This is a genomic window from Pseudomonas zeae (genome assembly GCF_014268485.2).
In the GTDB taxonomy this organism is placed as follows: Bacteria; Pseudomonadota; Gammaproteobacteria; order Pseudomonadales; family Pseudomonadaceae; genus Aquipseudomonas; species Aquipseudomonas neuropathica.
This window is the reverse complement of sequence record NZ_CP077090.1, coordinates 5,326,639-5,340,022: the sequence shown is the minus strand read 5'-3', so window position 1 is coordinate 5,340,022 and position 13,384 is coordinate 5,326,639. Positions and strand designations below refer to the sequence as shown.

General features: G+C 59.4%; 5 protein-coding genes. All 5 read right to left on the bottom strand.

Features of this window, described 5'->3' with window-relative positions; genetic code table 11:
• Window positions 1–59: 59 nt before the first annotated feature.
• Window positions 60–1,388: a sigma-54-dependent transcriptional regulator gene (locus HU754_RS23530; RefSeq protein ID WP_186623817.1), complete on the bottom strand. Its 1,329-nt coding sequence runs from the start codon at window positions 1,386–1,388 to the stop codon at window positions 60–62.
• Entirely contained in the window at window positions 1,388–3,148 is a 1,761-nt protein-coding gene (locus tag HU754_RS23525; RefSeq protein WP_186623930.1) for a sensor histidine kinase, read from the bottom strand. The genes HU754_RS23530 and HU754_RS23525 overlap by 1 nt, the downstream gene beginning before the upstream one ends.
• An 84-nt stretch (window positions 3,149–3,232) precedes the next feature.
• Window positions 3,233–6,046 carry an RHS repeat domain-containing protein gene (locus tag HU754_RS23520; protein WP_186623819.1) on the bottom strand — a complete coding sequence of 938 codons (2,814 nt, stop codon included), beginning with the start codon at window positions 6,044–6,046 and terminating at the stop codon, window positions 3,233–3,235.
• A complete protein-coding gene (locus HU754_RS23515; RefSeq protein WP_186623821.1) occupies window positions 6,043–8,781 on the bottom strand; it encodes an RHS repeat-associated core domain-containing protein in 2,739 nt (912 codons plus the stop codon). The genes HU754_RS23520 and HU754_RS23515 overlap by 4 nt, the downstream gene beginning before the upstream one ends.
• Window positions 8,778–13,295, bottom strand: coding sequence for a SpvB/TcaC N-terminal domain-containing protein (locus HU754_RS23510; protein ID WP_186623825.1), 4,518 nt, complete (start codon window positions 13,293–13,295; stop codon window positions 8,778–8,780). Before HU754_RS23510 ends, HU754_RS23515 begins: the two co-directional genes overlap by 4 nt.
• Window positions 13,296–13,384: the final 89 nt, after the last annotated feature.

The window sequence follows — 13,384 nt, the reverse complement described above, 5'->3', positions numbered from 1 at the left end:
TCGGGAGGGCTGGGGTGAGGGGGAAAGATCTCAGCCACACCGAAAATCCCAAGCCCGACTCACTCGCTCAAAAACATCTCCCGACTCAACCCATGCCGCTGCAGCTTTTCATTGAACGTGCGGCGCGGCAGTTGCAACTCTTCAAGCACCGCTTTCACATCGCCCTTGTGTCGGGTCAGCGCCGCGCGCAGACACTGCGCTTCAAACGCTTCCTGCTGCGCCGCCAGCGATTGCCCCGGATCAATCCCCGGCGCCGGTTCATCCAGGCCCAACACCTGGCGTTCGGCAACGTTCGCCAGTTCGCGCACGTTGCCCGGCCAGTCGTGGCTGAGCAGATGGCTCAATTGCGCGCCACTCAAGGGTGGAAAGGTGCGGCCCAAGCGTTCAGCGGCATTGTGGGCGAAGGTTTCGAACAGCAACGGGATGTCTTCGCGGCGATCGCGCAAGGGCGGCAAGCGCAGTTCGGCAACGTTCAGGCGATAGGCCAGATCCTCGCGAAAACGTCCGGCCCGGGCTTCATCGAGCAGGTCGGGTTTGGTCGCTGCGACAATGCGCAGGTCAACACGAATGCTCTGGTTCGAGCCCAGCCGTTCAAGCTTCTGCTCCTGCAATACGCGCAGCAGTTTCACCTGTTGTGCCAGCGGCATGCTTTCGATTTCATCGAGAAACAAGGTGCCGCCATCGGCGTATTCCAGCTTGCCGATGCGCTTGCCCGAGGCGCCGGTAAATGCACCGCTCTCGTGACCGAACAACTCCGCCTCGAACAACTGCTCAGGAATCGCCGCGCAGTTCAGCGCCACAAACGGCTTGGCCGCGCGTGGGCCGAAATCATGCAGGCAACGCGCAACCAATTCCTTGCCGCTGCCGGTTTCGCCACGGATCAGCACGTTGACTGGCAACGCCGCCAGGTCCAGCACCTGCCGACGCAGCGTCTGCAAACCACGGGACACACCAAGCAACGTCGCATCGAGTTTCGCGCGGTTGTCGGCCTGCTCGTGCAGTGCGCGGTTTTCCAGAATCAGCCGGCGTTTGTCCAGCGCCCGGCGCAAGCTGCCGAGCAGGGTTTCCGGGCTGAACGGTTTTTCCAGAAAGTCGTAAGCACCGTCGCGCATCGCCTCGACCGCCATCGGCACGTCGCCATGACCGGTGAGCAGAATCACTGGCAGATCGGAGTCGCGTTTCTGCACTTCGGCCAATAACGCCAGGCCGCCCATGCCAGGCATGCGCACGTCGCTGAGGATCACCCCGGCAAAGTGCGCGGGCAGGGCGGCGAGGCATTCTTCGGCGCGGCTGAACAACTGCACCGCGAACCCCGACAGGCTCAGCCACTGCTCGACAGCACTGCGAATGCTGCTTTCGTCATCAACCACCATCACCGAGTTGAGCATCAGATGTGTGCCTCCAGATCGATCGGCAAAGTCAGGCTGAACACTGCGCCGCTGTCGCCATTCTCGGCGCTCAGGCGTCCGCCGGATTCATGCACTATGGCGAAGGATACCGCCAGGCCGAGACCCAGACCGTCGCCCACCGGTTTGGTGGTGAAGAACGGGTCGAACACCTGGCCCAAATGGTCTTCGGCAATCCCGCCGCCATTGTCGCTGACGCTCAGGCGCCACAGTTGCTCATCGGCTTCCAGACGGATCTCCAGACGCTTGCACGGTTTGCCCTGCATCGCATCGAGGGCGTTGCGCAGCAGGTTGATCAGCACCTGTTCGAGACGAATCGCATCGCCGCGTACCCATGCCGGACGCGTCAGGTGCAACACCAGACTGACCTGTTCGTCACGCAACCGTGCATCGAGTAACTGCAATGACTGATCGACCACCGTCGCCAGATCCAGCCGCTCACGCAAGCCGCTGGGGCTTTTGCGCGCGAAGGTCTTGAGGTGGCCGGTGAGGGCAGCCATCCGCGTGAGCATCTCGTCTACCGGTTTCAAGGCTTTATAAGCATCGTCGACCCGGCCATGCTCGAGCAGCAGGCGCAGCGTCGCCAGTTGCATGCGCTGAGCGGTCAGCGGCTGATTGATTTCATGGGCCAGCGCGGCGGACATCTGCCCGAGCGCAGCGAGTTTGGCCGATTGCACCAGGCCGTCCTGCGCGGTGCGCAAATCGCGGGTGCGCTCTTCCACTAACTGTTCCAGTTCCTCACGGTTGCGCTGGCGGATTTTCGACAGGCGCCAGCGCTGGTTGAGAAACAGCAACAGAAACACCAGCGCCAGCCACACCCCGGCGGCGGCCAGCCCGGCGTTGCGCAGGTCTTCGAACGCCACTTGCGGATGGCGCAGCAGGTGCAGGGTCCAGCCTTCGGCGCTCAGGGGCAGCGATTCCCACAGATAATCGGCCGTGCCTTGCGGGCCTTCGACGCGGCGCAGGTCGCTGTTGTCATCGAAGCGGCGCAGCGATAAATGAGTCAAGGGCTGCAGCGACTGCTTGTCGTACTGTCGGGTGGCTTTGATTTCATCCATGTCGCGGGCGCTCAATGGCCGCAGCGCGCGATAGCGCCAGCCGGGCTGGTTGGCGATGAAGATGATCCCGCGCGCATCGCTGACCAGCAGGGTGTCATTGCCCTGACTCCACTCGCGTTCCAGTTCGGGGAATTCCAGCTTGACCACCATCGCGCCAAGGAACTCGTCGTTGTCGCCGAGCACCGCGCTCGAGAGGAAATAGCCGGGAATTCCGCTGGTCACGCCCACCGCGTAAAAACGCCCGGTGCCTTGGGTGCGGGTCTGGCTGAAGTAGGGGCGGAAACCGTAATTGTGGCCGACGTAACTGCTCGGCAAGCGCCAGTTGCTCGCCGCTACGGCGAGGCCCGTATGATCAAGCAGTTCAAGGGTCGAGGATTGCGCCGCGCCGTTGATCTTTTCCAGTTTCAGGTTCAGCGCCGCCTGCTCGTCGGCATCGACCGGCCCGGCCAGCGCCGAACGCAATTGCGGGTCGAGCGCCAGCACGGCGGGCAGGGCGCGGTAGCGGTCGATCAGGGTGTGCAGGGAATTGGCGTACAACGCCAGTTGCTGGTTGGCGCGGGCGGCGTCTTCCTCCAGCGCCTGGCGTTCGGCGTGGCGGATCGCAAGCGTGGCGGCAAGCGCTGCACCGGCAATGATCAGCAGGGTATACAACGACAGACGCAAGGTACGGGAAGTCGGCAGCATGCTGGGCGAAGGGTCGGCAGGACGGGCGGGCACGATAGCATGTCGGCAGGCGGGAACATTGTCCCCGCTCAGAAAGCCGCCCATTTACGCGGCGGCGTTGTGAGCAGTTCTATGCTTTTGCACCGTTAATGCCAGACCGTGGAGCATGTCGGTGATTCGGGCTGTTTCCTGGTCTAGATCGTTGAGATCGACGCCGTTCATGCTTGTTCTGCCAAGTGCGTGAGCATACTCATGGACCGTGCCGTTACTCGCCTCGATAGCCTGTGCAAGTCCGAGAATTTGCCCTTCGAATGCAAGCATTTTTTCGCTGGATTTTCCAGAGATGGCCTTAGCCGTTTCATTGACAATTTCCGGCAACATCCATAACGCCGCGGCTCCGCTAGCGATGGCGCCGGCCGCTGCGGGAGGTAGTGAATTGAGCGTTCCTTTCACACCCGCCGCCGTTAGTTGAGCGCCTGCCTCCTTCCCCAACTTGAGTCCGGATTTTTTGTCGCGGGGAATCATGCCCTGGAGTTTGGCGTTTAAATATTCAAGCGGCTGCATTTGTTTGTGTTGGGCTTTTTCAATAATAGTGTTCGCTGACACTTTGGAGGTTTTCAAATTGACCGACGCGCTCAGACCGGTTCTTTCAGCCGCATAGTCGATGAGCGCGCTGACCCCGATTTTTGCGGCGTAGCCCATCGCACCGCCTATCACGTTGCCGACACCGGGTGCCGCGACGCCCAGTGCCTGAGCACCGACACCGACCGTTAGACCGACGCCATAACTGAGGGCTTTGCTTGCGACCATTACCAGCGTTCTGCGTGTTGTTGCCAAGGCAATGTCGCTGCCTGAACCCATTCTGTCGAGTTGCTTTGCGGCATCGCTTGTGCGGCGCTGGGTGATCCCCAGGATTTCAATGTGCTGCATCATCTGATCATTCATTTGGCGGGCCATACGCTTTTTTGCAAGGCTTTGTGCATTTTTGGCATAGCTCTTGTTTTGCGAAGCAATGATGCGATCCACTCCGGCATTAATATCGTTCAAAGACGGCCACCTGGTTTCCCCGTTAACGTCGACATAGCCAATCGGATCGTTGCCGACGAAGGCGTAAAGATTCAACCCATCCACATCCGCTGCCGGGTCGGTACTGATCCAGCGCTGCAGCCACGGCGCGTAATAGCGTGCGCCGTAGTAGTACAACCCGCTGACGTCCATCTCTTTGCCCGAATAACGGATGAAGCGGTACGTGGTTTCCGAATTCGGTGCCATCCACGCGGTTTCGCCGAAGGGGTAATAGCCTTCCTGGCTGATCATGACGGCGTCTTGATCCAGTTCCATCACGCTGGAGCCGAGATGATCTTCTAGGTTGTAACGCAGTTGGTCGTCGTCGATGTCTTTGGGGTTGTTCTTTGCCCAATGCAGGCAGCGGGCGTTACTGAGGGTGATGACGTGCAGTTCTTCACCGTTGTCGCGGGTGCGGATTTCAAGCCCGGGCAGGTAGCGCACCTGGTGGAAATGTTCGGCGTTGGCAGCGAAGGTTTCGTGGCGTTTGAACACGCGAATGCCCTGGCTGTAAAGGTAATGCTCGGCGTCACTGCGATTGTTTTCACGCTGGATCAGCGTCACGCTCTCCACCTCATCGCGGGCATTCCAGATCAGCGGCTTGCCGGGGTGCATCGCTTTCTGGTTACCGTGACTGTCGAACAGATCGCCAAACACCGGTTCCGGGTCGCCGGTTTTCCAACGCACCCCGCGATTGCTCTTCAGATCGATGAACATTTGCCGGGTCGAGTTGTTGCCGGCGCGTACGTGACACAGTTCGATCAGGTTGCCACCGTTGTCGTACTGGTAGGTCTGGGTGTAGTTGAGGCGATTGTTCGGGTCGCCCGGTTGCGGCAGGCCGGGAATGTCCGGTGGCGGGGCGTCGTCGTAGCCGGTGGCGCTGGTCAACCGATAGAGCGAGTCGTAGGTGAAGGCGCGGTGGCCATCGATCAACTGATTGGCGAAGTAACGTGGTTGAAAGGCGTGGTCTTCGATGCGGGTGATATTGCCGACGGGATCGTAGAAATATTCGAGGTTCTGCAGCACTGCTCCGGTGTCTTTGCGACTGGACTGAGTGTGCAGACGACTGTCTGCCGGGTCGTACGTCCACGTACTGAGGACGCGATTGCCGGCCAGTTGTTCAATGATCTGCTCGTTGGCGTTGTACTGTGCTTCCAGCAATACCGGTTGCCAGTCAGACGTATCCTTGATCAGCAGTTCCGTTTGCTTGAGTTGCCCGGCCAGGCTGTAGCGCGAGCGTCGCCGATGGCCACCGGCGTCGGTCTGCTCGAGCAGCGTGCCGAGCGGGCTGAACGCATGGTGAGTGGTGAACGGCTCACCGTCGTGGAACGTGCGGGTTTCCCGCAGCGGCTGGCCGGTCAGGGAAAAACTGTCCGTGAGCAACGAACCGGAACGGTCTTTCTGTTCCTGCAACTGGCCGCGACGGTTGTACTCGGCTTCGGCCGAGGCATCGGCGTAAATGAAAACATCGACATCGGGTTGGCCATTTTCCTCGACCGCGACCATCCGCAGTTGCTCATCGAAGATCGTCTGCCAATGGCTACCGCGCTGATCCCAGCGCCGCAACGGCTCGCCGGCCAGCCCCGGTAGAGTCAGGCGCCAGCCGGCGTCGACGCTGTCGGTCAATACCCCATCACCGTTTAGTGAGTAGACGTTAATGAGGTTCGCAGTGGGCAGACGCGGATCCCGCTGCGCCACCATACGGCCGACCACATCGTATTGCTGAAACGACACGAGTACTTTTGGTGTGTCGTCTGCCAGAGTGCGCAAGTAACTGACCTGACGGATCGGCGAGCCCCGGCCATCGACCACCGCTACCGTTGGAGTGCGCCTATGAACGGGGTCGTATTTCATGCGAATTTGTGTTTGGTGAAGGGCTGAACAAATGTCTGAAATCTCGACGCTGGTTTCGCTTGTTTGCGCAAAAATCTGTTGTCTGTCAGCAAGTCTTCTTTGTGCCACTTCAGGGTGGTCTGGCTGCTTTCGATATATCCCAGGATTGCACTGGTCTGCTCTCGCAAGGTATCGAGCCGAATGGTCTTGGCAGCCATCAAGCGGCTCTTGTCAGGTAGCACGTCAGCCGAATTGATCGTGTTTTGTCCTACGCGTCTGAAGGCTTTCTCAATATCGGCCATTCGCGAAGTGAGGGCTTGTTTCCAGTCGGCGAGCATCGTTTCGATTTTTTCAATCTTGACCGGATCCAGACCCTGTTTAATGTCCTCCACCTCCTGCACCCGCGAACCGATATTAAGTGTCGCCCCCACGCCTGGAACAAATGTTCCGACGCCGCGGTTCAGTAAGGTGTTGGCTGCATCGGCCGGCGTGAAACTCGATGAACGCTCTGTGATGCCGACCTTTTGATCAATGGCTGCGACGCTCATTGCCGAAGTTTGTGGAATCAATGGGACTGTCATATTTGCAAAGGACGTGTATTTGCTGGCGATCGCCTCGCCGATATCGCCGCTGACGTGCATGGCAATCATCTCCGACAAGAAGCCGACGGCGGCGGGCATAGCGGCGGTAAGTGTTGAGCCTGCGAACCCGCCGCCGAAATAACCAGCGAAGAAGCCGGCAGTGCCTATCAGTGATTCTGCAACAATATTCGCCAGCAGTTCAGTCCCGTACTGCCCGCTTGATACTTTCAGCATTTGGTCAAGCGTTGTGGCTGAGTAATCACCGAGAGTGGTCACGAAGTTTGAGAAATTGACGATATCGAATTTCTCTTTGCTGTTGCCTTGCACATCCACAAAAGTTAACGGGTTGTTCAACACCATCGCATACAGATTCAACCCATCCACATCTCCGGCCGGATCGGCACTGACCCAACGCTGCAACCATGGCGCGTAATAGCGTGCGCCGTAGTAATACATGCCACTGACGTCCATCTCTTTGCCCGAATAACGGATGAATTTATAGCTGACCCCGGTCTCCGGAGGTGGGGTCATCCACGCCGTGGCGCCAAACGGGTAATAGCCTTCCTCGCTGATCAGTTGTGCCTGCTGATCCAGTTCTATTGCACAGGAACCGAGGTGGTCTTCGAGGCTGTAACGCAATTGATCGCCGTCGATGTCTTTGGGATTGTTCTTTGCCCAATGCAGGCAGCGGGCGTTACTGAGGGTGATGACGTGCAGTTCTTCACCGTTGTCGCGGGTGCGGATTTCAAGCCCCGGCAGATAGCGCACCTGGTGGAAATGTTCGGTGTTGGCAGCGAAGGTTTCGTGGCGTTTGAACACGCGCGTACCCTGGCTGTAACGGTAGTACTCGGCATCATTGGAACCGCCATCGCGCTGGACCAGGATCACGCTTTCCAGCTCATCGCGGGCATTCCAGAGCAGCGGTTGGCCCGGTTGCACGGTCAGTTGATTGCCATGGCGATCGAACAAAGTGTCGAAATCCGGCGGCTCGTCGCCGGTTTTCCAACGCACCCCGCGATTGCTCTTCAGATCGATGAACATTTGCCGGGTCGAGTTGTTGCCGGCGCGTACGTGACACAGTTCGATCAGGTTGCCACCGTTGTCGTACTGGTAGGTCTGGGTGTAGTTGAGGCGATTGTTCGGGTCGCCCGGTTGCGGCAGGCCGGGAATGTCCGGTGGCGGGGCGTCGTCGTAGCCGGTGGCGCTGGTCAACCGATAGAGCGAGTCGTAGGTGAAGGCGCGGTGGCCATCGATCAACTGATTGGCGAAGTAACGTGGTTGAAAGGCGTGGTCTTCGATGCGGGTGATATTGCCGACGGGATCGTAGAAATATTCGAGGTTCTGTAGCACAGCTCCGGTGTCTTTGCGACTGGACTGAGTGTGCAGACGACTGTCTGCCGGGTCGTACGTCCACGTACTGAGGACGCGATTGCCGGCCAGTTGTTCAATGATCTGCTCGTTGGCGTTGTACTGTGCGTCCAGCAATACCGGTTGCCAGTCAGACGTATCCTTGATCAGCAGTTCCGTTTGCTTGAGTTGCCCGGCCAGGCTGTAGCGCGAGCGTCGCCGATGGCCGCCGGCGTCGGTCTGCTCGAGCAGCGCGCCGAGCGGGCTGAACGCATGGTGAGTGGTGAACGGCTCACCGTCGTGGAACGTGCGGGTTTCGCTCAGCGGCTGGCCGGTCAGGGAAAAACTGTCCGTGAGCAACGAACCGGAACGGTCTTTCTGTTCCTGCAACTGGCCGCGACGGTTGTACCCGGCTTCGGCCGAGGCATCGGCGTAAATGAAAACATCAACATCGGGTTGGCCATTTTCCTCGACCGCGACCACCCGCAGCTGCTCATCGACGCTCGTGCGCCAATGGTTGTTGCGCTGATCCCAGCGTTGCAATGGCTCGCCGGCCAGGCCCGGCAGAGTCAGGCGCCAGCCGGCGTCGACGCTGTCGGATTTCAATACCGTGCCGTCCAGCCTGTAAACCGTGGTCAGGCAGGGTGCCGACAAGCGCGAATCCCATTGCTCGTTTAGACGGCCGGCGTAGTCATGCTGCTGACGGGTTACCAGCGCTACGGGGCTGTCGGCCGTCACACTGCGCAAGTACCCGACCTGCCGCACTGGCAAACCACGCGCATCGCTTACCGCCAGCGCAGGTGTACGGCGATGCACGTTGGCAATCATGGCTGCGATGCCTTGGTTGGCGATGACGGCTCGGCGGTGTCGTTGAAGTCTTCGCTGGTGTGATACCAAGGGTGGTACGTCTCTCGGGAAAAGTCGCCCTTGGCATTGACCATTCCGACCTGCCGGCTCTTGACGTCATAGCGAAGCTGATCGTGATGACTCTGTGTGCGCAGGGACTGATCGTTGACGTAGGTATAGGTGTTGGCGAAAAACGCGCGGTACTGACGAACGGGCAAGCCTTTGTTGTTGTATTCGACCCGCTCGCTGATGCGCCAGCGCGGGTTGGCATCGACCACTTTGATCTGACCATCCTCGATAATCAGCGAGCCGTCGTCGTCCACGGCATACGCCTTGCCCGGGTCGACCAATTGCTGGGTTTGCAGAGCCCGGCCAAAACCGTCGACGCAGGCTTTGGTGATCTGGATCTGCGCCAGCGGATCGTCGGGGTAACGGTCGGCACTGAGGATCACGCTGTGCACCGGTTCGCGACGCACTGTTGCGATGGCGTCTTGCAGCGCCTGTTCATCAGGCGTCAAGGCGCCGCTGCGCCGGGTCAGTTGGCGGCGTGTACTGGCCCTGATGTGGCCGCTGGGCAGCAGATAACCCTGAGCGATCCATGCCAGGGCGGCGCGGGTGTCGTTGGCCATCTGCCCCATCCAGCTGAACAGATCCTTGCGCAGGGTACTCGCGGCTTTTTGCACGGCATCGGTCGGGTTGGCAATTGCCGTAGCCGGGCTCCGGTCCTCCGGAAGTCTGTATTCGCTCAGTGGCCTGAAACCCGCTTCCCTGTTGTTCTCTGAGCCAAAAAAACTGGTGGCTAAGGGCTGATTGGAGGGTTCATACAACGCCTGATGAGTGTTCAGGTTGGCATCGATGATTTTCAGCGGTTGCAGCGCGTGGTAGTCGTACTCGATGCAGGTGGTACAGCCATCCGGCAATTCCACGAGGGTGACAGCCAGCGCATACGCGTCGTATACGGCGTGAGTGAAGCCATGGCTGAGGGTTTCGCGATAGCGGCGCACCTTGTAGAAACCGTCGAGGCCGGCGTATTCGGCGTAGCCGAAATTCGCCGACCACAGGTCATGCTCCGTGCTGCCCAAGGGATTTATCCAGAACAGAAACGGCATGGGCAGATAGCCGATCTTCTTCAGTTCGTCGCGCACGTTGAAGGGCGCAGGCAGCACGCTGTAAGCGTCCAGCGCCGTCTTGTCCAGTTGTGCCACTTCCAGTGGACCGACCAGGGCCTCGAATCCGGCAACGCCGTCGTCCAGCCGTTGGCCATCGGTACTCAAGTAGCGCTGTACAGACTGCGTGGTCAGCACCCGTTCAGCGTTCCAGTGCGCCGAATCCTCATGTGCCTTCAGGCACTCATAGGACACTTGCGCGGCTTCAAGCCCGGTGGGCAGGGTGCCTTTGGGCAAGACCAGTGCATTGCCACGCTGTTGATAGGGCAAACCAAGACGCCAATGCTGCGGATCCTTGTCCAGATCGATGAACACAGAACGGCTTTCATTGAGGTAGAACGACCGTTGTGCCGGGTCATGGGCGTCGCACCACCACTGCCGTTGATCAAGGTCGTCGAACGGTGGCGTATCGGTTTCGGTGAGCCGCCGGGCGTAGCTCACTGTGATTGAATGCGTCGGTTGGCCGTAAGTGTTGTAGCGCAGGACCACATCGTTGCGACACATGGGGTCATCGACGAAACCGTCGTACTGGTAGCTGATCCTTTCCACCACCAGCGGCAGCAAGACTGCGGCGGCATAGGCGCCTTGCTCGCGCACTTGACGCACCCGATAACGCATTTCTTCGACCGTATAAGGCGTGGTGATCCGCGGAACATCCTCACCAGTATCGGCATAGGTCTCGATGCGCGTGACCGAGCCGACCAGCGCTCGGCAGATCTGGTAGCGAGTATCGGCGTCAGAGGAATCCAGCTGTTCCTCGCAGTCGTCCGCCTCGTGATATCGGCTGAACAGCGTATCGCCCAGTGGCACCGAATGTGCGTCGTGATTGAAATAGTCGTCACGCGACCGGTTCATCGATTGCCCGGTATGAAACCAGGTGAAGACCCGCATCGGCTCGCTGAAGCCTTCTCCATCATCGTTGCTGGCGCTCTCACTGTCGGTTTGCTGCAGCAAGCCGAAACCGCGGAACTCGCGCTCAACGCGGTCGTAAAAACCCTCGCACCAGGTGAAGCGCTGCGTCAGGCAGTTGCCGGTGATTTCATCCAGTTGCTGCTGTTTTTTGACCACCGCCACCGGGAACGGCAGATGGCAAGCCGGAAAGCGTCTAAGGCTTGGCAAGCGGCGTTTTTCATCCAGCCATTCCTGCGCCGAGCTGCGGTAGACCACGCTGGCACTGCAACCCATGTTGTTGTTACTGCTGGTCAACAGATACGGCTTGGCCGAAACGAAATCGTAGCGCCAATGCTGCGGCTGCATGTGCGTCACCGTCAGGATCAGACTGGCGCAGCCCAGGCCTTGCAGGTCGGCGAAACTCACCTGACAGAGGCGATCGTAGCGCACGCCTTCGGGCCACGGCACGCTGATCGGTATTTGCTCCAGACCATTGCCGCCGCGATTCAGGTAGATCTCGAAGGATTCTGACATCAGATAAATCAGCGATGCGGCACCGGAACCGTCGAGATCGGCCAGACGTACGCGGGATGAATCGAATTGCTCGTAGCTGAAAGGCAACGCGCTGATCTTGCGGCCTGTGCCAAACCGGCCGTGGCCCAGGTTCGGCCAGCAGCGGATTTCGTCATGGCGTATCCGGCACAGCTCGGGCATGTCGCTACACAGCAGGTTGCCCAACAGCACCAGTTCTGTGCGCGAATTGCTGAACAGTGGCAAGCGGTCGTCGTCGGGTTGGTGAAGCACCTCTTCAGGCGCGGCAAAGCCCTGTTCGCGCTCGTTGGCATAGAGCCGCACCGAGTTTGGCCCGATCAATGCCAGGCTTCTCAAACCATCGCCGCTAAAATCGCCGAGTGTCGAGAGGGTTTTGAAAAACTCCGGCGGAAATTTGCTGAAGGGGACGAAGTCGGCAAACTCGCGTTGTTCTGTCTGGGTGCGAAAACCACTGATACCCGGTTGCGCGATGACCCAATCGAGCCGACCGTCACCGGTCAGGTCGGTCAGCAGTTGCTGGACCGGACGGTTGCGATCGGCGAGCGGAATCTTTTCCAGTGCGGTCCATGGCCCATAGCCGATTTCATCGGTGCCCTTGGCCGCACGCAATGGTTCGCGGTAGTACCAGGCCTGGTCATAACGGCAGAGGAAGCCCGGCACACCTTCGCCATAAAGATCCACACACTGGTAAAAACCACCGTCCTCGATACTCGGCTGGACATCGGGTTCGAAGAAGCGCGCCGGGGTTTTATTGATGTCGAAGGGGGCATAGTCGAACTCGACCGGCGGCGTGTTTTCGACAATGCCGCTCGCATCGAATGCCTGATAGTGCGCCGCGCTGATCTGGCTGTAGGCCCACTGCGCGATATTTTGCGGTTGGTGATATTCCAACAGCAGGCGGCGTACCAGTTTCGGTTGGTCAGTCGATTGCTCGGGAAAATGATGAAACAGCAATGCCTGCTGGCAGAGTCTGCGAGTGCCCAGTTCAAAACCCTGACCGTGGGTTGAAAAGCTGTCTGGGCGAACGATCCAGGGTTTGAGGGGGGCACCGTCATATGCCGGAATATCGGTCAGTGATGTGCTGCGTTCGCCGTAATCGAACAGCAGATGAAAGTGCCAGTCCAGTTCGGTCGGATTGTCCGTGGTCCAGCTGTACAGATTGCTGCTGGCCGTGAAGTTGCCGTAGCACACGCGGCGCAGATAGCGCTGGGAGCGGTAGTCATGCAGCGGGTCGGGATCCTGATCATCGGCCTTATATTCGAAACAGATGTGTTCGCCGCGCGCGTTCATGCTTTCGCACAGCAGCCAGGTGGCGATGCGTCCGGGAGCCTCGGGATCGGCGACGCGTGTCGCTTCGGTCTTGCCGTAAAGGTGCAGCGAACCGTCGGCGCCATGGATCAGCCAGAACACCGCTGGATTGGCTTCCCGGGTCTGCCGCTGCCAGCACTCGCGCAAGGCAAAATCGCTTTCGATTTGCGGCCAGTAACGCACCACTCTGTGCGGGCCGATGTCGACGCCGTTGTAGGTGTTTTCTTCACGGAATTTGATTTCACCGTTTGCATCCAGCTCCGGCATCCACACTTCGCCATCGGCACCGACGATCTCGTCGTGATCGGTATAACGTGGCACGCCTTTGTTGGTTCTGCGATTGATCTGACCCACGCCGGCCAGGTGCCAGGAAAGGCCGAATGGACCGTTGCCACTCTGACTGCTGTAACTCAGCGAGAACCGAGGATCCCAGCCCCGCCCGGCAGACGTCGGAATCGGCAACTCGAACGAGGCGGCTCCGGTCGGGCCCACAGCGCCCCAACTTTTGCCGATGGTGGCGATCGATGCGCTTTTGGCGATGGAGGGGGTGGTGATGCTCAATTCTTGCTGATCAGGCATGGTCGAATCCATTGCGCACGGGGAGGGCGTGAATGGGCTGACGCTAACAAGAAAGGCATTGAAATGAACCTGTCAGATCTGACAGGTGC